Raw genomic sequence first — 22151 nt, forward strand, 5'->3', positions numbered from 1 at the left:
AAATGCGTACCTTCCAGCCAACAATTACTCGCCGGGGGTGGACCATGAGATGGGCGGGGTGGCTGTGTCTGCTTCTGATCGCGCTCACCGCCGGCAGCCCGGCCGTGGCCAAGGCGTTCGAAGTGGAGGGGTTGACGGCGCGCGAGGTTGAGGGTGTCTATCTGATGGATGCGACAATCCTTTATCAATTCAGCGATGAGGCGTTGGAGGCACTGGAGAGTGGAGTGCCCCTGACCCTGGAGGTGCATATTCAGTTGCGCCGGGAGGGTGCCTGGATCTGGGAGGCGGACCTGCTGGATGCCCGGCTGCGTTACCGGATACTGCATCAGGCGCTGCATGGCCTGTATCAGGTGACCGATCTGTCGAATGGCACGCAACAATACTTTGCCACCCGCAAGGCGGCCTTCACCGCCCTGGGGCGGATCCAGGATGTACAGCTGATACAGGCGGAAAAACTGCAATCGGGCGAGCGTTACAAACTGTCACTCAGATCCAGCCTGGACATCGAGGCGCTGCCGCTGCCGCTGCGCCCCCTGGCCTATCTGAGTCCGGCCTGGAATCTATCCAGTGAGTGGAGCATATGGCGCCTGCAACCCTGAAAAAACTCACCGGTGGCGCACTGCCGGTCACCGCCTTGCTGGCGTTGGTGCTGGTTTCACTGCACTTCATGAGCGGTGCCCTGCAGAACACCGAGGAACTGAGCCGGCTGTTTATCCCCCTGCTGGTAACCAGTGTGCTGGGCCTGTTCGCCATGGTGATCGTGGTCAGCTTCAATATCGTTCAGCTGGTGGCCCGTTATCGGCGCCAGGCGGCTGGTTCCAGGCTGGTGTTGCGGCTGGTGGTGGTATTTGTGGCGCTTTCGCTGGCGCCGGTGGCGGTGGTGTACTACTACTCGCAGCAGTTTCTTCTCAAGGGAATCGACAGCTGGTTTGATGTGCATATCGACCAGTCCATGGAAGATGCCCTCAGCCTGGGGCGGGTCTCGCTGGATCTGCACAAGCTGGAGCGTCTGAAGGTGGCCCAGCTGTTGCTGAATGAACTCTCCGGTTCCTCGGTGGCCGGACTGAGTCTGAGTCTGGAGGATCTGCGCGAGCAGTTTGGAGTCAGCGAACTGGTGTTGATGGATGCCGGCGGCCGGGTGATCGTCAGTGTTAACGCCGATCCCAGTATCCTGACTACCAGTAAGCCGGATGGGGCGATGCTGCAGCAGGTCCGTTCCGGAGAGGATTATGTTGGGGTGGAGCCGAATCTGAAAGTCGAGGGGCAGCTGGAAGTGCGGGCGGTGGTGGCGGACCGGATTCGCAACCGTCTGCTGCTGGCGCGTTTTCCAGTGTCCCGCTCCATTGCCGATCTCACCACCAAGGTGGAGGGGAGCTACAGCCGCTACAAGGAGCTGACCTTTCTGCGCAAGAGCCTGAAAAGCACCTTTACCCTGTCGCTGGCGATGGTGCTGCTGTTCAGCTTGCTGGCGGCAATCTGGGCCGCCTTCTTTACCGCAAGGCGTCTGGTGAAACCGGTGGCCGGTATTGCGGAGGGAACCCGGGAAGTGGCGGAAGGTAACTACGGTCTGCAGCTGCCCCTGCCCAAGGCGCGTGACGAACTCGGTTTTCTGGTTGATTCGTTCAACTCCATGTCCCGGCGTATAGCCCGCTCCCGTGATGAAACGGCGCGCACCCAGCGCCAGGTGGAGGCGCAGCGAACCTATCTGGAGACGGTACTCGGGCGCCTCTCGTCCGGGGTGATTTCACTCGATGCGGCGGGACATCTGCGCACCGCGAACCAGGCGGCGGGAGAGATCCTCAAGGTGGATCTGTCGCTGATGTTGGGGCAGGATGTCGATGCGCTGGCCCTGGCGTCCCCCCGCCTGCGACAGTTTATCGAGGCCGTACGCGACCCGGTGGAGCAGGAGCAGCGTGACTGGCGTGGCCAGATCACGCTGATCGGCGGTGAAGGGCGCCAGGTGCTGCTCTGCCGGGGTACCCCCCTGGCCCAGCCGGATGATGAGTCGATGGGCTATGGGCTGGTGTTTGATGATATTACCAATCTGCTCAAGGCCCAGCGCGACGCAGCCTGGGGTGAGGTGGCACGTCGTCTGGCCCACGAAATCAAGAACCCGCTCACTCCGATTCAGTTGTCGGCGGAACGGTTGCGGCATAAATACCTGAAGAAGATGGACGGCAAAGATGCGGATGTGCTGGATCGCGCCACCCACACCATCGTCTCCCAGGTCGAGGCGATGAAAGAGATGGTGAACGCCTTTTCGGATTATGCGCGCCCATCCCGGATCAACCCGCAGCCGGTGCATCTGGATGCGTTGGTCCAGGAGGTGCTGGACCTCTATCGCAGTGCCGGCCTGGTAGCCGGGCTGAAGGCCCGGCTGAATGCCGGTGAGACCCGGGTGGAGGCGGACCCGGTAAGGTTACGTCAGGTGGTGCACAATCTAATCAAGAATGCCCAGGAAGCGGTGAGCGTGGTGGATGACCCGAGAATAGAAGTGAGTACCGAGTTAAAGGCGGGAAGTGACTGCAGATTTGTTCAGTTGGAAGTGGTGGATAACGGACCCGGTTTCGAAACCGAGATTCTGGCTCATCTGTTTGAGCCTTATGTCACCACCAAGGCCAAGGGCACCGGGCTGGGACTGGCGGTGGTGAAGAAGATTGCCGAAGAGCACGGCGGTACCATCTGGGCCGAAAACCGCCCGGAAGGGGGGGCCAGCCTGATCCTGAGACTGCCCGCCATCGGTGCGGATGAACAATATGCAGGCTGTAGAGATCTGCCTGCCGGATCGAACACAAGGAGCAGAACCCAATGAGTGCATCGCATATCCTGGTGGTGGATGACGAGCCGGATATTCGCACCCTGGTGAAGGAGATCCTGGAGGATGAGGATTACACGGTCGCCATGGCGGAGGACGGCGCCAGCGCACGCAAGGCGTTGCGCGACCGGCGGCCGGATCTGGTGCTGCTGGATATCTGGATGCCGGATGTGGATGGTATCTCGCTGCTCAAGGAGTGGTCGGATGGGGAGGGCCTGCCCTGTCCGGTCATCATGATGTCCGGACATGGCACGGTTGAAACTGCCGTGGAAGCCACACGCCTGGGCGCTTACGATTTTCTGGAGAAACCGCTGTCGCTGGCCAAGCTATTGTTGACCGTGGAGCGGGCGCTGGAGGTGGATAAGCTGCAGCAGGAGAATATCGGGCTGCGCCGCCACACTCAACATGTGGTGGAGCCCACCGGGCGGAGCGCTGTGATCCAGCGCCTGCGGGAACAGGTCAAACGTATCGCCCAGCATGATACCTGGGTGCTGATCACCGGTGAGCCCGGCTCCGGTCGCGAGACCTTCGCCCGTTATCTGCACTCCCAGAGTGTGCGCCGGGACCGGCCGTTCATCGATGTCGGCGTCTCCTCTATATCCCGGGGCAATTCCGCACGGGAGCTGTTCGGCAGTGAACAGGGCGGACAGATCCACTACGGCGCCCTGGAACAGGCGCGCGGCGGTACGCTGTTTCTGGATGAGGTGGCGGATATGGATATCGAGGCCCAGTCCCAGCTACTGGGGGCGCTGGATGGCGGGGCTTTTCTGCGGGTCGGTGGGTCGGAGCCGGTACAGATAGATGTGCGCATTATCGCCGCCACCCAGAAGAACCTGCAGGATGAGGTGCAGGCTGGCACTTTCCGCGAGGACCTGTTCTACCATCTCAATGTAGTGCCCCTGCACATTCCGCCGCTGCGTGAGCATCGGGAGGACGTGCCGGAGCTGCTGGCCTATTATGTGGACAGTTATGTGGCCCATGAAAAACTGCCCTATCGGCGGTTTGATGTGCGGGCGCAGAACTTTCTGCGCAATCACAGTTGGCACGGCAACGTGCGCGAGTTGAAAAACCTGGTGCAGCGCCTGCTGATCCTGGGGGCTGGCGACGAGATTACCCAGGACGAGGTGGAGGCGGCGCTGGGCAGTGTCGGTCTGGCGCTGGAGAGTGGGGCGCGTTTCCCGGTCTCCTTTGACCAGCCCCTGCGGCAGGCGCGGGAGGCGTTCGAGAAGGCCTACCTGGAATATCAACTGGAGAAACACGCCGGCAATGTCAGCCAGATCGCCCAGGCGTCAGGCATGGAGCGGACTCATCTCTACCGCAAACTGAAAACACTGGGCATTGATGTGAAGGACAAACGGTAATAAGCTCGCCGCTTTGCACCGGCTGGCTGCGCCGGCAGATCAGGGAGGGCACGTTTTTTGTGCCCATGTGGATGCGGCCGAACCGAGTGACAGCGTGGGCAGACACGACGTGCCCATCCTGCTGACTCTGTACCGGCCAGTGTTCAGGCGCGCCGTGGTGGCGGATCGACTCAACCCGGAAAGTAACAGAAAGAAATAATGAAAATAATCATCCTAGGCGCCGGGCAGGTGGGGACATCGGTGGCCAACAACCTTGCCTCCGAGGCAAACGATATTACGATTGTCGACCAGGACGCCGATCTGCTCAGGGAGCTGCAGGACCGGCTCGATCTGGGCACCGTGCAGGGACATGCGGCGCATCCGGATGTGCTGATGCGGGCCGGTGCCGAGGATGCCGATCTGATTCTTGCCGTGACCAACAGCGATGAGACCAACATGGTCGCCTGCCAGGTGGCCTACACCCTGTTTCGCACCCCCACCAAGATTGCCCGGGTACGCGCCCTCGGCTTCACCAAGTATCCTCAGCTGTTCTCTCCCGAGGCGATGCCGGTCGACGTGTTGATCAGCCCGGAGCAGCTGGTGACCGACTACATCATGCGCCTGGTCGAGAACCCCGGCGCCCTGCAGGTGCTGGACTTCGCTGGTGGCCGGGTGCGTCTGGTGGCGGTGCGCGCCTATTACGGCGGGCCGCTGGTGGGCAATGAGTTGCGTACCCTGTATGACCACATGCCCAACATCGAGGCGCGGGTAGCTGCCATCTACCGCCAGGGGCGGGCTATTCAGCCGGAAGGCGACACTATCATCGAGGCAGACGACGAGGTCTTCTTTATCGCGGCCAAGGAGAATATCCGGGCGGTGATGAGTGAGCTGCGGCGTCTGGACAAGCCGTTCAAGCGACTGATCTTCGCCGGTGGCGGCAACATCGGTATGCGCCTGGCACACGCCCTGGAGCGCGATTACCAGGTCAAGCTGATCGAGCGTAACCGCGAGCGGGCCCAGAAGGTGGCGGAGGAGTTGCCGAAGACCATCGTGCTGCACGGCGACGTGGCCGACGAAGATCTGCTGATGGAGGAGAACATTGAGGGCACCGACGTGTTCTGTGCCGTCACCAACGATGACGAGGCCAACATCCTCTCCGCCATGCTGGCCAAGCGGCTGGGGGCGCGCAAGGTGATGGCGCTGATCAACCGCGCCGCCTATGTCGACATGGTGCAGAGCGGACCCATTGATATCGCCATCTCGCCCCAGCAGGCCACCATCGGCAGTCTGTTGACCCATGTGCGCCGGGGCGATGTGGTGATGGTGCACTCGCTGCGGCGCGGCGCGGCGGAGGCGATTGAGGCGGTGGCGCACGGCGATCCCAGTTCATCGAAGGTGGTGGGCCGGGCGATCGAGGATATCAAGCTGCCGAAGGGGACCAATATCGGTGCCGTGGTGCGTGGTGACGCGGTACTGATCGCCCACCACGACACGGTCATCGAGTCGGAAGACCATGTCATCCTGTTCCTGGTGGACAAGCGGCAGATCCCGGATGTGGAGCGGCTGTTCCAGGTAGGCATTACTTTCTTATAAGGGGGCGGCTCGGGACGGGTGGCCGGCCGGGGGTCAGGCAGCGCGGTACCGGGATAGCTGAGCGATATGCAATTCAGTGCCATTCAACGCATACTCGGAATCCTGTTGATGGTGTTCAGCGTCACCATGTTGCCGCCGATGCTGGTCTCTATCTGGTATGACGACGGTGCCTACACCTCTTTTCTGATCGCCTTCATCATTATCCTGATGGTGGGTGCGGTCTGCTGGATCATGGTGCGGGACCAGACCCGGGAGCTGCGTCTGCGGGATGGTTTCATGGTGGTGGTAATGTTCTGGACCGTACTGGGCATCGCCGGTTCGCTGCCCTTTACGCTTGCCGTCGACCCCCACATGTCGCTCACCGATGCCGTGTTTGAATCGATCTCGGGTCTGACCACCACCGGTTCAACGGTGATCATGGGGCTGGATGAACTGCCGCGGTCGATTCTCTATTATCGGCAGCAGCTGCAGTGGTTGGGCGGCATGGGCATCATCGTACTGGCGGTCGCGGTGTTGCCGATGCTCGGCATCGGTGGCATGCAGCTGTACCGAGCCGAAACCCCCGGTCCGATGAAGGATACCAAGCTGACACCGCGCATTACCGAGACGGCCAAGGCGCTCTGGTACATTTATTTGGGCCTGACTATAGCCTGCATTCTGGCCTATTGGTTGGCCGGCATGTCGCTATTCGACGCCGTGAGTCACGCCTTTTCCACTGTCGCCATCGGTGGCTTCTCTACCCACGACGCCAGCATCGGCTATTTTGACAGTACCCTGATCGAGATGATCGCCGTTCTGTTTCTACTGCTTTCCGGGGTCAACTTCGCGCTGCATTTCATCGCCATTAACCGGCGTAATCCCCGGGTCTATCTTGTCGACAGCGAGTTCCGTTTCTATCTGCTGGTGCTGTTGTTTGTGGCTCTCGTGGTGAGCGTGACCCTGCACACCACCGGCACTTATGAAGACTGGGGCGAGGCCTTTACCAAGGGGCTGTTTCAGGCGGTCTCCATTGGCACCACCGCCGGCTTCACCACCGCTGATTACTCCCTCTGGCCCGGCTTCATTGCCATTGTGCTGCTGTTTACCAGCTTCATCGGCGGCTGTGCCGGATCGACTGGCGGCGGCATCAAGGTGATCCGCTTTCTGTTGCTGATTAAACAGGGCTTGCGGGAGATCACCCGACTGATCCATCCCAGCGCCCAGATTCCCATCCGGGTGGGCGCAAAGACCATAACCCCACGGGTGGTGGAGGCGGTGTGGGGCTTTTTCGCCCTTTATGTGGCCAGTTTCACCTTCATGTATCTGGCGCTGGCGCTCACCGGTCTGGATCTCATGACCTCCTTTTCAGCGGTCGCCGCCTCGATCAATAACCTCGGGCCGGGGCTGGCCTCGGTAGGGCTCAACTATGCAGGCCTGAACGATCCGGCCAAATGGATCCTCTGTTTTGCTATGCTGTTGGGACGACTGGAGATCTTTACTCTGCTGGTGCTGTTGTCACCGGCCTACTGGCGGAAGTAGTAACCCCCCATGAGCCATACCCCGAATATTGACAAACCCGCGCTGATCAGGGCGCTGCAGCAGCAGCTGCCCGCCGAGCTGATCCTGCATGAACAGGAGGCACTGCGCCCCTATGAGTGCGACGGACTCTCGGCCTATCGCCAGGTGCCCCTGCTGGTGGTGCTGCCGGAAAACGCCGAACAGGTACAACGGGTGATGCAGTGTTGTCACCGGCTTGGGGTGCCGGTGGTGGCCAGGGGCGCGGCGACCGGCCTGTCCGGTGGCGCCCTGCCGCTGGCCGACGGGGTGTTGATGAGCCTGGCCAAGCTGAATCGGATTCTGCACATCGATCCGCTCAACCGCACCGCACGGGTTCAGCCCGGTGTGCGCAATCTGGCCATCTCCGAGGCGGTGGCCGCCCAGGGGCTCTACTACGCTCCTGATCCCTCGTCCCAGATCGCCTGCACCATCGGGGGTAATGTGGCGGAAAATTCCGGAGGGGTGCACTGCCTCAAGTACGGGCTGACCGTACACAATGTGCTGCAACTTAAGTTGGTGACGGCCGATGGTGAGCTGATCACCCTGGGAGCCGAGGCGCTGGATGCCCCGGGTTTTGACCTGCTGGCGCTGCTGATCGGCTCTGAGGGGATGCTCGGTATTGTGGTCGAGGTGCTGGTGAAACTGCTGCCGACGCCCGAGCGCGCCCAGGTTCTGCTGGCCGCCTTCGACGACGTCAGCAAGGCGGCCAACGCGGTGGGCGACGTGATCGCCGCCGGGATCATCCCGGCCGGCCTGGAGATGATGGACGGGCTGGCGATCCGCGCCGCCGAGGATTTTGTCCATGCCGGTTATCCGGTGGATGCCCAGGCTATTCTGTTGTGCGAGCTCGACGGCGCCAATGAAGAGGTTTCGGCCCATCTGGCCCGGGTACGCCAACAGCTGCTGGATTCCGGCGCCACCGAGGTGCGCACGGCGCGTGATGAGGATGAGCGGACCCTGTTCTGGAAGGGGCGCAAGTCGGCCTTCCCGGCGGTGGGGCGGATCTCGCCCGATTATTACTGCATGGACGGCACGGTGCCACGCAAGCGGCTGGCCGAGGTGCTGCTGGAAACCAGCCGGCTGTCCGAGCGCTACCAGTTGCCGGTGGCCAATGTATTCCATGCCGGTGACGGCAACCTGCATCCGCTGATCCTATACGACGCAAACCAGCCGGGAGAGCTGAAGCGGGCCGAGGATCTGGGCGCCGAGATCCTGGAGTTGTGCGTGCGGGTGGGAGGCACCATCACCGGTGAGCACGGGGTGGGGCACGAGAAGATCCATCAGATGTGTGTTCAGTTCAGCAGTACCGAACTGAATCAGTTCCATGCGGTGAAGAAGGCCTTTGACCCCCAGGGGCTGCTCAATCCCGGCAAGGCGATTCCCCAGCCCCGGCACTGCTCCGAGTACAAGGCGTTGGGGTCGGATACCCTCACCGCCCCCAGCGCCCGGGATCAGGGTGCCAGGAAGGGGGTATAGCATGACGATGCCATCCAGTGATATCAGCCAGGCGTTGATCCAGGCCGTTACCGAGGCGGCCGATCGGCGGCAGCCGTTACAGCTTTGCGGTTCGGGCAGCAAGGACTTCCTGGGCCGCACGCCTTCCGGTGCGTCGCTGGATCTCACCGGGCACCGGGGTGTGATCAATTACGAACCACGCGAACTGGTGATCACCGTCCGGGCCGGTACCCGTCTGGCCGAATTGGAGGCCCTGCTGGCCGCCGAGGGCCAGATGCTGCCGTTCGAACCGCCCCATTTCGGTCCGGCCGCGACCCTGGGCGGAACTGCCGCCTGCGGCCTGTCGGGGCCACGCCGTCCCTATGCCGGAGCGCTGCGGGATTTCGTCCTGGGCGTCACCCTGATCAACGGCCGGGGGGAGCGGCTGCGCTTTGGCGGCGAGGTGATGAAGAATGTGGCCGGTTATGATCTTTCCCGTTTGATGGTGGGAGCAATGGGTACGCTTGGTGTGCTGCTGGATGTCAGCATGAAGGTGTTGCCGCTGCCCGAGGTGGAGCGCACTCTGGTGCAGGAGTGCGATGAGCTCCAGGCGATTGAGCGGATGAACCGGCTGGCTGGCAGCCCGCTGCCGCTCACCGCGGCCGCCTTTGATGGGCTGAAACTCTTTTTACGCCTCGCCGGGTCCGAGCAGGGTGTGGCTGCCGCCCAAACCCAGCTGGGCGGAGAGATTCTGCCGGATGGCGAACGATTCTGGCACCGGGTCCGGGAACTGGAACACCCCTTTTTCGGCAATGACCGACCACTCTGGCGGCTCTCGGTAGCGCCCGGATCACCGCCGCTGGCCCTCCCCGGCAAACAGTTTATCGATTGGGGAGGCGCCCAGCGCTGGCTGGTCACCGACCAGTCCGCCGAGCGGGTGCGGGAGCGCGCCATACAGCACGGTGGCCATGCCCAGCTGTTCCGGGGAGGTGAGCGCGCCGGGGAGGTCAATCACCCGTTGGCCGGGCCGCTGCTCCGACTGCACCAACAGCTGAAACAGGCCTTTGATCCGAAGGGGATTTTCAATCCTGGTCGGCTCTATGCGGGGTTCTGATGCAAACTAACCTGCCACGCGATTTTCTCAATACACCGCATGGCCAGGAGGCGGATGCCATCCTCAGAAGTTGCGTGCATTGTGGTTTCTGCACCGCCACCTGCCCCACTTATCAATTGCTGGGAGATGAGCTGGACAGTCCCCGGGGGCGTATCTACCTGATCAAGCAGGTGCTGGAAGGGGCGCCCGTAACCGAACGGACGCAGCGCCACCTGGATCGTTGTCTCACCTGCCGCGCCTGTGAGACCACCTGTCCATCCGGGGTACGTTATGCGCGACTGCTGGATATCGGTCGGGGCGTGGTGGAGCAGCAGGTGGGCCGTCCCCTGTTTGCCGGAGTGATGCGCTGGGGGCTGCGTCACGTGCTGCCCTATCCAAAACGCTTTGCCCTGGCGCTCGGGCTGGGGCAACTGTTTCGACCACTGCTGTCGGCCAGGCTGAAACAGAAGCTGCCTGCCAGGGGTGCCCCATCAGTCCGGCCAATTACCAAGCATGCGCGAACCCTGCTGGTGCTGGAGGGGTGCGCCCAGTCGGTAGCGACGCCCAATACCAACGCTGCCGCTGCCCGGGTGCTGGACCGGTTGGGGATTTCGCTGATCTCACCGACCGGTCAGGGCTGTTGTGGCGCCGTCAGCCAGCATCTGGCGGCGGAAGCCGAGGCAGCCGGGTTCATGCGCCGTAATATCGACGCCTGGTGGCCGCATATCGAATCCGGGGTTGAGGGCATCCTGATCACTGCCAGCGGTTGCGGCACCCAGGTTAAGGAGTATGGCGAGTTGTTGCAGCACGATCCGGCCTATGCCGCGAAGGCGCGGCGGGTCTCCGAGCTGGCCCGGGATCTGTGCGAGGTGCTGGAGACGGAGCCACTGGAGACATTGTCGATTGCCGGGGCTGGCCGGCAAATCGCCTACCACTCTCCCTGTTCGTTGCAGCACGGGCAACAGCTGGCCGGCCGCGTCGAGGCGGTTCTGCTTCGTCTCGGCTTCGAGCTGACGCCGGTGGTGGACAGCCATCTCTGTTGCGGCTCGGCCGGCACCTATTCGATTCTGCAGCCCGCACTCTCGCAGCGGCTGCTGGACAACAAGCTGGCGGCGCTGGAGGCGGCCGGTCCGGAGTGTATTGTTTCCGCCAATGTGGGTTGTCAGCTGCACCTGCAGGGCGGCGCGCAACGGCCGGTAAAACACTGGATCGAGCTGCTGGATGAGGCGATGGTCTGATCCGGGGTGCTCATAGGGCGGGTCGTACCCGCCGCATCGCCGATGGAACTTCGTTTAAAGTGTGTTACGCCCGCCGGGAGCTGTTTAGTCGACCGGCGTTGCAGCATACGACTGAAACAGTCGATGCAGTTTTTTGGCGCTGACCGGCTTGGGTTCAAAATGGCAGAGTGAGTGGTCGCACTCCTCCGCATTGAGATAGCCGCTGCTGAGAATGATCCGCATAGCCGGGTTGAGTGCCCGCAGCCGGCTGACCAGGTCCATCCCGCAGCCGTCCGGCAGATTGTAGTCCAGTAGTCCCAGGTCGACCTTTCCCGACCGGGCGGCCTCGATGGCCGCTGTGCAGCAGTCGGTGGCGGTGACCCGGTAACCCAGCTCTTCAAACTCCCAGGTGAGCATCTGCCGCAGGGCGCGGTTGTCTTCCACGATGAGCAGATGTTGAGTGTGATTCATTCGGTTCAGGCCACCAAGGCTTCCCTAAGTTTGTTGCGCGCCCGGAACAGCCGGGTGCCGACGCCTGCTGAGGTAATGCCCAGTTTTTCGGCGATCTCTTTCTGAGAATAGCCCCCAATCACCTGATGCACCAGCGGTTCCCGGTACTCGGCCGGCAGTTCCTCTATTGCCCGGCGCAATACGAAGGCCTCGGTGGAGGTGTCGTAGTAGTTGTCGTGCGACTCCAGGGTTTCCAGGGGGATGTCTGACTCCTGCAACTGTTTGCGCTCAAAACGGCGGGCATTTTCACGCCGCAGTATGGTGAACAGCCAACCCTTTGCCGCCTTCGGGTTTTGCAGATTATGCAGGGATTTCCAGGCCCGTAGCAGGGTCTCCTGTACCAGGTCCTCGGCGGTGTGCGGGTCGCCGGCAAGCCAGTGCGCGTAGCGTTGCAGGTCCTGGGCGTAGCCACTGACCAGTTCGTTGAATTGGCGATTATTGTCGTGGCCGGTTTCGGTGGCTGCTTCGTTCCAGTTCTGTACCAGGGCGAGATTACTCATCACTATTAATCCTTGCGTGTGTTGTAAGTGGGTGTTTGCAAGGAGATAGAGCAGGAGCTGTGCCAAGATTATAACTCATTGATTAACAATGAATTAATAGAATTATTGGAATGAGTATTGTAATGAAGTGTTGTAACGAAACGTTAAACGTAACGATCTGATGCGGGGCCGGCGGGAGCGGGCAGACACGGGGGCCTGCCCCTACAAGAACCAGAGATCAGGGGAGGGTCAGGTCGTATTTCTTGATCTTGCGATCCAGGGCGGGGCGGGAGATGCCCAGTATCTCGCAGCTGTTGCCCTTGTGTCCCCCGGTATGGTCAAGCACCCGCTGGATATGCTCGGCCTCCACTTCATCCAGCGTCCGTTCCACCGGGGTGGTGCCGGAGCCGGTGGTTGTGGGCGGGGAGCCGGTGGAGCCCTGTTGCCTGAACAGCAACAGATCAGGTGTCAGGACATTGCCCCGGGCATGCACCAGCGCCTGGGTCAGCAGATTCTCCAGTTCCCGTACATTACCCGGCCAGTCATAGCCCTTGAGTGCCGCCAGGGTGGCGTCGGTAAGCTGGGCGGCCGGTTTATGGATCTTGCGGGCGATGCGTGCCACCAGCGCCTCGGCCAGCAGTGGGATATCCTCCAGCCGCTCGCGCAGCGGCGGCAGATGGATGGAGATGACCTTCAGTCGGTAGGTCAGATCCTCGCGGAAACGGCCGGCGGCCGCCTCGGCGAAAAGGTCCCGGTGGGTGGCGGCGATAATGCGGGCGCTGGAGCGTATCTGCTGACTGCCGCCGACCCGCTCAAAGGTTTGCTCCTGCAGTACCCGCAGCAGTTTCGCCTGTAGCGGGGGAGCCAGTTCCCCAATCTCGTCCAGAAACAGAGTGCCGTCCTGGGCCAGTTCAAATTTTCCCTGCTTGCGTTCGCTGGCCCCGGTAAAGGCCCCCTTCTCGTGACCAAACAGCTCGCTTTCCAGCAGGGTGTCGACAATGGCCGCGCAGTTGATCGCCACAAAGGGACCCGCTACCCCGGAGTGGGTATGGATCAGTCGGGCGACCACCTCCTTGCCGGTGCCCGACTCCCCGGTGATCAGCACGGTGGCATTGCTGCCGGCGCTGAGTGCGATCTCCTTGCTGACCTGGAGCATCGCCTCGCCACGGCCGATCAAGTCCTGGTGTGCTTTGGGTTCCACGTCGCTGGATTGCAGCGCCTTGACCTCGCGCGACAGGCGTTGGTTCTCCAGCACCCGCTCCACCACATGCTGCAACTCTCCGAGTTTGACCGGCTTGTGGATGAAGTCGGCGGCCCCCAGCTTGATCGCCTCGATGGCCAGCTCCAGGTCGTGCTGGCCGGTCATCATGATCACACTCTGGTTCAGCGACTCTTCCCCGATGCTGTGCAGCAGATCGATGCCTTTGCCGTCCGGTAACTGCTGGTCCAGTAGCAGCAGGTCATAGGCGGATGCCCTGATCCGGTCGAGTCCCTCAGCGCAACGGTCGGTCCCTTCCACCAGAAAGCCCTGCTCCTCGAAGTGGAGTTGCAGCATCTGGTTCAGTGCGTCGTCGTCCTCGATAATCAGCAGTCGGGTGGTCATGGGTTAGCGTGTGCCTCCTGGCGCCTAGCATAGCGTAAACAGGCGGTGGCGATCTGGTACCTATGGGCCATTTGTTCGGGGTAGCCGGTAAAGGGCATAGCCGAGTGCGGTCCAGCCGGCCAGCAGGGAGAGGCCGCCAAACGGCGTAATGGCGCCGAGCATTGTGATCCCGGTAACGGCCATCAGGTAGAGACTGCCGGAGAACAGCAGTATGCCCAGCAGCATCAGCCAGCCGGCACGCTTTATCCAGCGGGCGTCCGGCAACTGGATGCTGAGCAGGCCAATCGCCAGCATGGCCAGTGTGTGCAGACCCTGGTATTGAATCCCGGTCTGCCAGACGGTCAGCATGTCACTGGTCAGGGTGTTGCGTAGAGCATGGGCGCCAAAGGCCCCCAGGGCAACCGTGACAAAGCCACTGATGGCGGCGCAGAGCAGCAGGCGGCGGCTTGCAGTGATGGCGTTCAATGGGCCTGCTTCCGGCCCAGTTCGCTGAGGATGTCGAGGACCAGCTGGCGGGTCTGCTCATTCATCCCCTTGCACAGTTTGTCTGCGTCCCGCTCACCGTTGATCAGCGGCCGGATCACCGCTGCCAGCCGGGACATCGGGCCGCCGGCGCGGCTCATCTGCTCGGCCATGTTGGAAATCAGGGTCAGGGCCTCCACGTTGCCGCTGGCGGCGGCCTGGATCATGCCGGCCAGCCCGGGGGCCGCGAGGGTCGGTTCCGGTCGTGCGTTGGGGTCGGGCAGGGTGGCCGGGTCCTGCAGGCCGCGCAGGATCGCCTCGGCGATCACCCGGTCCTCCTCATCCAGTCCGTGCAGGGCGCCGGTGTCGCGCTGACCGTCGGCGATTCGCCGCACGGCCCGCACCAGGGCACTCCAGCCGCTCGTGTCGGCCTGCTGCAACAGCGTTGCCAGTGCGGCCCGGTTGTGGGGCTGCTGGGCCAATTGCACAACCTGGCAGATAAAAGGGGCGTGCAGGGTGATGATCTGTTGATGCTTGGGTGGCAGATTTTTCATGGCAGTCAGTGCGTTAAATGGACATTCCCCACCATAACCGAGGCGCGGGCGGGAGGGAAGTCCGGCTACGGGCGGGGCGTGTCATCAGTTGCTTATCCAGCGAATAAACAGGGCTTATGCACCGCCCAAAACTATTGTTTGGCACTTTTATTAGCAAATCTTTATGTTGTCACTCCTGATTTCTGGAATGCTCCGCTGAAAGTTGCCTTCTCTGTTTGTCTTGCAGGGTTATCGAGAGAGTTACCAGAGTAAAAATCCGCAGGGTCAGCGATCCGAGAAAGGTCGCTACCTTCAGGGATAACACAGATTGAGATTCTTCCCGGCAATCCGGGTATCGACTCGAGAAAACGCCACTGAAGTCTGGTGGTGATTTTAACACTGCAGTGAAACTAGGAGAAAAAGTACCATGCCTACATTTGTGCGTACTGATAAGTGTGATGGCTGCAAGGGTCAGGACAAGACCGCTTGTATGTACATCTGCCCGCATAACCTGATGAAACTGGATATGGACGGTTCATTGACCGGTCATGCCATGAAATCGTTCAACCAGGAGCCCGATCAGTGCTGGGAGTGCTACTCCTGCATCAAGATCTGCCCGCAGCAGGCCATCGAAGCGCGTCCTTACGCCGATATCGTACCGCTGGGCGCGTCTGTTCAGCCACTGCGTGGTACCGACTCCATCATGTGGACCATCAAGTTCCGCAACGGCACCATGAAACGCTTCAAGTTCCCCATCCGTACCACCCCGGAAGGTTCTATCGATCCTTACGGTGGCAAGCCAGAGGCTGATATTTCCAAGATCGCTGAATCCGGCTTCTTCGTACAGGTCAACGGCTACCGTGCTGGCGACCCCAGCGAGCTGATCAAGAAGTAAGCTGCGGCATAGCCGAACTGTATTTGTAAAGTTTTTAGAATAAAGAGGAAATTCAAATGGCTGGTGAATTCGGAAATCCTGAAGTCATCGAGGAAGAGGTAGACATCCTCATTATCGGTGGTGGTATGGGCGCCTGTGGTGCAGCTTATGAGATCGGCCCCTGGGTCGACGCTGCCAAGAAACAGGGCGTGGATATCAAAGTCAAACTGGTCGACAAGGCCGCCATGGATCGCTCCGGTGCCGTGGCACAGGGTCTGTCCGCTATCAACACCTACATCGGTTCCGAGCAGGACCCCGCGGATTACGCCCGTATGGTCTCCAACGACCTGATGGGTATCACCCGTGACGATCTGACCTACGATCTGGGCCGCCACGTGGACGAGTCTGTGCACCTGTTCGAGGAGTGGGGTCTGCCGATCTGGAAGACCGACGAGAACGGCGAGCGTTTCGACGGATCCAAGGGCATGACCCCGTTGAAAGACGGTGGTAAGCCAGTACGTTCCGGTAAATGGCAGATCATGATCAACGGCGAATCCTACAAATGGATCGTTGCTGAGGCGGCCAAGAAAGCCCTGGGTATCGAAAACATCCAGGAGCGTGTCTTCATCGTCAAGCTGGTCAACGACAAGAACGACAAGAACCGCGTTGCCGGTGCTGTCGGTTTCTCTGTACGTGACCACAAGCTGTTCGTCTACAAGTTCAAGGCCTGTCTGCTGGTTGCCGGTGGTTGTGTCAACATCTTCCGTCCCCGTTCAGTCGGTGAGGGTCAGGGTCGTGCCTGGTATCCTGTATGGAATGCCGGTTCCACCTACTCCATGGCTGCAGAGGCTGGCGCTGAGCTGACTCTGATGGAAAACCGCTTCGTACCAACCCGCTTCAAAGACGGTTACGGTCCGGTCGGCGCCTGGTTCCTGCTGTTCAAATCCAAGGCCACCAATGCGTTTGGTGAAGTCTACATGGACCGCAACAAGGAGATGCTGGACGACTATCCTCCTTACGGTCAGGCGGCTGTTCCTGCTTCCTGTCTGCGTAACCACCTGATGCTGAAAGAGATGCGTGAAGGTCGTGGTCCGATCTGGATGGACACCGTCACCGCACTCGCCAACCTGCGTGAGACCCTGACCCCCCGTGAGGTCAAGCATCTCGAAGCAGAGGCCTGGGAAGACTTCCTGGATATGTGTATCGGTCAGTGTGGTATCTGGGCCGGTGAGAACATCGAGCCGGAGAAGAAAAACTCCGAGCTGATGCCGACCGAACCGTACCTGCTGGGTTCACACTCCGGTTGCTGCGGCATCTGGGTTTCTGGTCCTACCGATGTCGGCGCGCCGACTGACGAGGCCATGGACGGTGTGCCCGAGCATCTGCCGAAGGGCTGGAACTGGGGCTATCGTGGCATGACCACGGTACAGGGTCTGTTCACCGCTGCTGATGGCGTGGGTGCATCCGGTCACAAGTTCTCCTCCGGTTCACACGCCGAGGGTCGCATGTGTGCCAAGTCCATGGTGCAGTTCGTCATGGACAACAAGGACCACACCCCGGAGCTGGATACCAGTGTTGAGGACCTGGTGGCCGAGATCTATCGTCCGGTACGTAACTTCCTGGAATTCAAGGATTACACCACCGCGATCGACGTCAACCCCAACTACATCACTCCACGTATGCTGCAGTTCCGTCTGCAGAAGATCATGGATGAGTACGTTGCCGGTGTGGCCACCTACTACACCACCAATGAGCACATGCTGGAGCTGGCTGAAGCCAAGCTGGGTATGCTGAAGGAAGACTCCCTGAAGATGCGTGCGAAAGATCTGCACGAACTGCTTCGCGCCTGGGAGAACTACCACCGCATCCTGACTGCTGAAGCACACATGAAACACATTCAGTTCCGTGAAGAGTCCCGTTATCCCGGTTTCTACTACCGCATGGATAAGAACTTCGTGGACGAGGAGAACTGGAAGTGCTTCGTGAACTCCGTCTATGACAAAGAGACCAAGACCTGGACCTGCTTCAAGCGTGCCCATGTCGACCTGGTCGACAAGTCCAAGCTGTTCAAATAAGCTTTATTTGACAGCCTGATGGCAAGGAAGTCCGGGTGTCGCAAGGCGCCCGGACTTTTTTTGTCCAGGATGGACTTATGCCGCGGACGACTCCAGGGATGGCAGCCAGCGGCTCAAGGCCTCCCCACGGGGTGGCAAACCGGTTACTATCAGCGGTCTGTTGGTAGGCCGTAGGTTGGGGTGAGGAACGAACCCCAACAACATAGCTGAACACTGACGTAATGGTTTAGTATTACCGGAGAAATCAGGACGCATCGGCCCACTCCGTCCCCGCCGGTGGATTTCTTGTCCCTGTTGATTTACACGCTGCAAACCGAGGCTCCCATGAGCGAAAAATTCGATGTTCCATTTCAAAGTAACGTAGTGCCCACCATTCTGGAGCTGGGCTCCACCCTCCAGTTCAAGTGCCACAAGGGGATCTCCTGCTTCAACGCCTGCTGCCGCAATGCGGACATCACCCTGACCCCCTACGACATTATTCGCCTGAAACAGCATCTCGGAAAAAGCAGTACCGAGTTTCTCAAGGAGCACACCGTACCGTTCCAGATGGATCAGGACGGCTTGCCCGGCGTCAAGCTGCGTACCGATAATGACGGTGCCTGCCTGTTCATGACCGACGAAGGCTGCAGCGTCTACAAGGACCGCCCCACCGCCTGCCGTTACTACCCGCTGGGTAACATGATCCGCCTGGATACTGGTGCCAAGACCGAACACGTCGACTACGTTCTGATCAAAGAGGATCACTGCAAGGGGCATGAAGAGGATCGGAAACTGACTGTGCAGGAGTACCTGATTGAGCAGGAGACCGCCCAGTACGACGAGATGAACCGTGAGTGGCAACAGCTGATGCTGATGAAACGCTCTGGTGGCCCCAGTGTCGGCAAGCCGCCCGAGGCGACTCTGCAGATGTACTTCATGTGCTCATTTGATATGGAACGTTTCCGCCGCTTTGTGCTGAGTGACAACTTCAAGGCCACCTACGACCTGGAGGATTCGCTTTATGAAGTGCTGGCAAAAGAAGATGTCTCCCTGATGCAGTTCGGTACCCGGCTGATGAAACAGGTGTTCTTCGGGCTGCGTACCATCCCCGAAAAGAACGGGGTGTGGGAGAAACGCATGGATGAGCGCCAGGAGGTGTGGGAGGCGCGTCGCCAGGCCGAGATCCAGCGGCAGCAGCGGACTGAAGATGAGCGGTACAGTGGTGATGATTGATATGCAGGCCGCTATTTAAGCGATCTAGACGACCCCACAACAAACGGCCCTATTACGGGCCGTTTGTTGGTCTGGGCCGACATGTTCGGTGTTATGTGCGGTTTAAAGAGCGTAGGCCTAGTCTATAAGTTGCCAGTATTCCCCTTCTAATACCGGAGAACGAGCGTTTTATCAGCACGTCCGATACAGGTTCGAATCTCAATTCGCTACCACTCTTGTGGGGCACAGACCGGCAACCCTATTTTTTTCCTTTTTATAGTTGGTCCGTGAGTTGCCCTAGTATGGGAATTGTGCTGTTCAGCTAATATTCATATTCAATACGATATTCTGAACGCCGGAATCGGACGCAAACTTCAAAAGGAATAGTTATGGATAGAAGAGCCTATAATCCTGTATTGATCGCCACCCTGTTAACCTTGTGCTTTAGCTTAAATGCACAGGCATATGATCGGGATGACAATCCACCCGGATGGCGTGGCGGTCCTGGCACGAACTGGGAGAACCCGCCAGGGCGAACCGGTGGTCCCGGGGCAACACCTGATCGTAAAAGGTATAAAGAGTACGGTTACCAAAAGCCAAGAGTGATTCACCGTGGCCACGACTACAAAATACCGGCCAATCGGATAAGGCATTATCGTGATATTGTTATTGTTCGTCCCCATGGCCATCTATACCCCGGTTATGGGCACTTCTCCCGCGACAATGATGCTTTCAAATGGCTCGCGTTTACAGCCATTACTATAAAACTGCTTGATAACCTGAACGAAGCTCAGCAGCGAGAGCATGAAGCGGCTCAAGTCCGGGCGACGTCGGCTCCGATAGGTGAAACTATTTATTGGAAAGAGGGGGGTGCATCAGGAAGTGTGACTACAACGCGGGAGGGAACCAGCACTTCCGGGCGTTACTGCCGTGAATTTCAACATGAAGTTACCATTGGCGGAAAGAAAGAGCGAGCCTATGGCACAGCCTGCCAGCAACAGGACGGTAGCTGGGAAATAATCTCTACAGGGGACTAATCGGCCAGCATAAGGGAGTTGCTTGTAGTAGTCGCAACCTGATCTGACGGTCACCGATTTTTAGGGTGACTGTCAGGTCAGATTCAGCCTGTGAACTTTTCCTGACATATTTGTTTCCGTCTTTCAGCGTGGCCGACGGTGATCAATGTGGAGGACTCGATAGAAGCCATTTATATACTTTCAATAGAGTCCGACCCCTTCCATGACCCAAGGTATACTGGGTGACTTGCTTCTGGTCTATCCGGCCTTGATACTGGGATTCAGGAAATCAAGCAGAAAGGTAGGCCGGGTCAAAACTTCACGCCGCTATGCTGATTGGGTGGAGTATTGGCTGTTTCGGGGGGTTACAAGGAAAACAAGTTTGCGAATAGTGGATAACTTGAGGGAACTCGTGCGGCCCAGGGAGGCGAGCTGGTTCGAGTTGTATGTTCCCAGAAACCAGACTGTCTACGCAATCGAGTCGCTTGCCGCTACCGGTGAAGTGCAACTCGAACCCGGTGCGCGACAGGCGTCCCACCTTCATCTGGAGAATATTCGCCAGTCGCTGTCAGAACTGGATGAATTCTGCAAGACCCATCAGATTGCACTGCCTGTTTACCAGGTTGCACCTTCAAAACTGATCTCATCACCAGAAGAGACTGCAGAGCAGGCGCTTTACTACGTGCGCCACTGGGGTGAACGTCTTGTTTCATTGCAAGAGGAGATGCACCGGCTGCAGCAGGAAAAGGAGAATCTGAGATTATTGCAGAAACTGCTGAAAGCGCTCCATGAAGATGACACTGGAATCGAACTGTTTGCACACCACGGTGATTTTCTGTGCAAGGGAATCTATGCCTGTCCGCACAGTCACCCGATGAATCCGGTTTTGAGCAAGATCGTAATTCGCTCGTATGTCCAGGACGAAATGGTGTTTTTCCTGTTTGCCGCACTTCCCGACCAGCAGACCGATGTCAATCACTTACTGGAGCAATCGGACTGTATCGAAGTAGATATTCCTGACTGGCTTTCTCCCGGAAGACCCGCACAAGAACAAGGCATTGCAGAGCGGCTGGCCACTATCGAGCACCTGTACCACGATATTCAGCACAAAATCGAGCTGCATTGGGCCAGTAGCGAGCTGAAAAAGACTCTGGCGAATGCCACGGTATTGCGCTGGTTTGTCGACAATGCCAAGGAGGTGACCGAGCACGGGGAGTACTGCCATGTAACCGGGTGGAGCTCCCTGGAAAAACCCGCCTCGGTGGAATCGGTTCTGGAAAGTGCCAATATCCATGCAATTGTTCGCCATCCGTTTCCGCCTCTGAACTCCCTGCCACCGGTGCGTATGCTGGAGACCTGGTGGAGTCGGCCGTTTCACCTGTTCCAGGCCTTCTCAGGCACACCGGGAAGCAACGAAATCGACCCGGGCTTTATTATACCGATCGTCGTACCCCTGCTTTTCGGTTTCATGTTTCCGGATGTCGGCCACGGGTTGATACTGCTGTTGGTCGGAATCTTTTTTGGCGTCCGACAGCGAAACATACGTTTCCTGATCCCCTGCGGTGCCTCCTCGATTATCTTCGGCATATTGTTCGGTGAACTTTTTGGAATGGAAGGGTTATTGCCGGCGTTATGGTTTCGTCCGCTTGATGAACCTCTGCGGGTATTCGGGGTTTCCCTGCTATTTGGCTTTGGGCTGATTTTGACCGGTATGGTTTTTTCCGCGATCGAGGCGAGGTGGCGCGGGTTGGGCCTTGAATGGTGTGCCAGGGAAGCGCCGATAGTGGGATTGTATATCACAGCCGCTATCGGCATATTTTTTCACACAGCATTGGTAGCAATGCCAGTTTTTCTGATCTGGTATCTGGCCGGTAGCTCCTGGGTGCAAAGCCGGCGTGGGAAAATAGAGATTTCAGTGACCATCGGAAGTCTGTTGCAGACTGTTTTTGAACTGTTGTTGAACAGTGTTTCATTCATGCGAATCGGCGCGTTTGCTCTGGCCCATGCCGGACTCACCATTACCGTCATCATGCTCGCAGACAAAATAGATAACGAGGCGGGTTATCTCCTGGCTCTTGTTATCGGCCACCTGCTGGTAGTCGGAATAGAGGGATTGGTCGTCTTTATCCAGACCACACGTCTTATTTTCTTCGAGTTCTTTATCCGCTTCCTGCGCGTTGACGGCAGACCGCTAAAGCCACTGGCGCCACCGGGGATGAATAGAGTGGATACGAAGATCAAGAGTGTCAGATTCGATAAATAACAGACTAAAGGCGCAGCGAGGCAGGCCGGTCGCTTCTTACCTGCCTTGATCGATGAAAGCAAGCATGGGAAAAACGGGACAGATCTATTTCATCCGAAATCTCGGGCGGAGCAGCGC

General features: G+C 59.2%; 18 protein-coding genes. 13 read left to right on the forward strand and 5 right to left on the reverse strand.

Going from position 1 to position 22151, the window contains the following annotated elements:
• The first annotated feature begins 44 nt into the window (after positions 1 to 44).
• The 8 genes from A3GO_RS0119860 (at position 45) to glcF (ending at position 11049) form a co-directional block, all read left to right on the forward strand.
• Positions 45 to 599 carry a DUF4390 domain-containing protein gene (locus A3GO_RS0119860; protein WP_029134880.1) on the forward strand — a complete coding sequence of 185 codons (555 nt, stop codon included), beginning with the start codon at positions 45 to 47 and terminating at the stop codon, positions 597 to 599.
• Positions 581 to 2812, forward strand: coding sequence for a sensor histidine kinase (locus A3GO_RS24760; RefSeq protein WP_051302698.1), 2232 nt, complete (start codon positions 581 to 583; stop codon positions 2810 to 2812). The genes A3GO_RS0119860 and A3GO_RS24760 overlap by 19 nt, the downstream gene beginning before the upstream one ends.
• On the forward strand, positions 2809 to 4176 hold the full coding sequence (locus A3GO_RS0119870) for a sigma-54-dependent transcriptional regulator (protein WP_029134881.1): 1368 nt from the start codon (positions 2809 to 2811) through the stop codon (positions 4174 to 4176). The genes A3GO_RS24760 and A3GO_RS0119870 overlap by 4 nt, the downstream gene beginning before the upstream one ends.
• A 198-nt stretch (positions 4177 to 4374) precedes the next feature.
• Positions 4375 to 5748: a Trk system potassium transporter TrkA gene (gene trkA, locus A3GO_RS0119880; protein ID WP_029134882.1), complete on the forward strand. Its 1374-nt coding sequence runs from the start codon at positions 4375 to 4377 to the stop codon at positions 5746 to 5748.
• A 66-nt stretch (positions 5749 to 5814) separates the two neighbouring features.
• Positions 5815 to 7266, forward strand: a complete 1452-nt coding sequence (locus A3GO_RS0119885) for a TrkH family potassium uptake protein (RefSeq protein WP_029134883.1) — start codon at positions 5815 to 5817, stop codon at positions 7264 to 7266.
• Between the two features lie 9 nt (positions 7267 to 7275).
• Entirely contained in the window at positions 7276 to 8760 is a 1485-nt protein-coding gene (gene glcD / locus A3GO_RS0119890; protein ID WP_029134884.1) for a glycolate oxidase subunit GlcD, read from the forward strand.
• 7 nt (positions 8761 to 8767) lie between these two features.
• A complete protein-coding gene (glcE, locus tag A3GO_RS0119895) occupies positions 8768 to 9832 on the forward strand; it encodes a glycolate oxidase subunit GlcE (RefSeq protein WP_051302712.1) in 1065 nt (354 codons plus the stop codon).
• Entirely contained in the window at positions 9832 to 11049 is a 1218-nt protein-coding gene (gene glcF / locus A3GO_RS0119900; RefSeq protein ID WP_029134886.1) for a glycolate oxidase subunit GlcF, read from the forward strand. Before glcE ends, glcF begins: the two co-directional genes overlap by 1 nt.
• 84 nt (positions 11050 to 11133) lie before the next feature.
• Here glcF and A3GO_RS24765 read toward each other — a convergent pair whose 3' ends face one another.
• The 5 genes from A3GO_RS24765 to A3GO_RS0119925 form a co-directional block, all read right to left on the reverse strand.
• Positions 11134 to 11499, reverse strand: a complete 366-nt coding sequence (locus A3GO_RS24765) for a response regulator (protein ID WP_029134887.1) — start codon at positions 11497 to 11499, stop codon at positions 11134 to 11136.
• Between the two features lie 5 nt (positions 11500 to 11504).
• Positions 11505 to 12038 (reverse strand): sigma-70 family RNA polymerase sigma factor, encoded by a 534-nt coding sequence (locus A3GO_RS24770; protein WP_037376142.1) that lies wholly within the window; start codon positions 12036 to 12038, stop codon positions 11505 to 11507.
• Positions 12039 to 12255: 217 nt separating this feature from the next.
• Positions 12256 to 13620 carry a sigma-54-dependent transcriptional regulator gene (locus A3GO_RS0119915; protein ID WP_029134888.1) on the reverse strand — a complete coding sequence of 455 codons (1365 nt, stop codon included), beginning with the start codon at positions 13618 to 13620 and terminating at the stop codon, positions 12256 to 12258.
• A 60-nt stretch (positions 13621 to 13680) separates the two neighbouring features.
• Positions 13681 to 14085, reverse strand: coding sequence for a DUF423 domain-containing protein (locus A3GO_RS0119920; protein WP_245621803.1), 405 nt, complete (start codon positions 14083 to 14085; stop codon positions 13681 to 13683).
• Positions 14082 to 14636, reverse strand: a complete 555-nt coding sequence (locus tag A3GO_RS0119925) for a hypothetical protein (protein WP_029134890.1) — start codon at positions 14634 to 14636, stop codon at positions 14082 to 14084. Before A3GO_RS0119925 ends, A3GO_RS0119920 begins: the two co-directional genes overlap by 4 nt.
• 406 nt (positions 14637 to 15042) lie before the next feature.
• On the opposite strand from A3GO_RS0119925, the gene aprB reads away from it, so the two are divergent.
• The 5 genes from aprB to A3GO_RS0119950 all read left to right on the forward strand — a co-directional run bounded on the left by aprB (position 15043) and on the right by A3GO_RS0119950 (position 22034).
• On the forward strand, positions 15043 to 15510 hold the full coding sequence (aprB, locus tag A3GO_RS0119930; protein WP_029134891.1) for an adenylyl-sulfate reductase subunit beta: 468 nt from the start codon (positions 15043 to 15045) through the stop codon (positions 15508 to 15510).
• 56 nt (positions 15511 to 15566) lie between these two features.
• A complete protein-coding gene (gene aprA, locus A3GO_RS0119935) occupies positions 15567 to 17564 on the forward strand; it encodes an adenylyl-sulfate reductase subunit alpha (RefSeq protein WP_029134892.1) in 1998 nt (665 codons plus the stop codon).
• A 324-nt stretch (positions 17565 to 17888) separates the two neighbouring features.
• Positions 17889 to 18776, forward strand: coding sequence for a YkgJ family cysteine cluster protein (locus A3GO_RS0119940; RefSeq protein ID WP_029134893.1), 888 nt, complete (start codon positions 17889 to 17891; stop codon positions 18774 to 18776).
• A gap of 368 nt (positions 18777 to 19144) precedes the next feature.
• On the forward strand, positions 19145 to 19792 hold the full coding sequence (locus A3GO_RS25515) for an RT0821/Lpp0805 family surface protein (protein ID WP_335340066.1): 648 nt from the start codon (positions 19145 to 19147) through the stop codon (positions 19790 to 19792).
• A gap of 370 nt (positions 19793 to 20162) precedes the next feature.
• On the forward strand, positions 20163 to 22034 hold the full coding sequence (locus tag A3GO_RS0119950; protein WP_037376144.1) for a V-type ATP synthase subunit I: 1872 nt from the start codon (positions 20163 to 20165) through the stop codon (positions 22032 to 22034).
• Positions 22035 to 22151: the final 117 nt, after the last annotated feature.

It is taken from the genome of Sedimenticola selenatireducens DSM 17993 (genome assembly GCF_000428045.1).
Lineage (GTDB): Bacteria > Pseudomonadota > Gammaproteobacteria > Chromatiales > Chromatiaceae > Sedimenticola > Sedimenticola selenatireducens.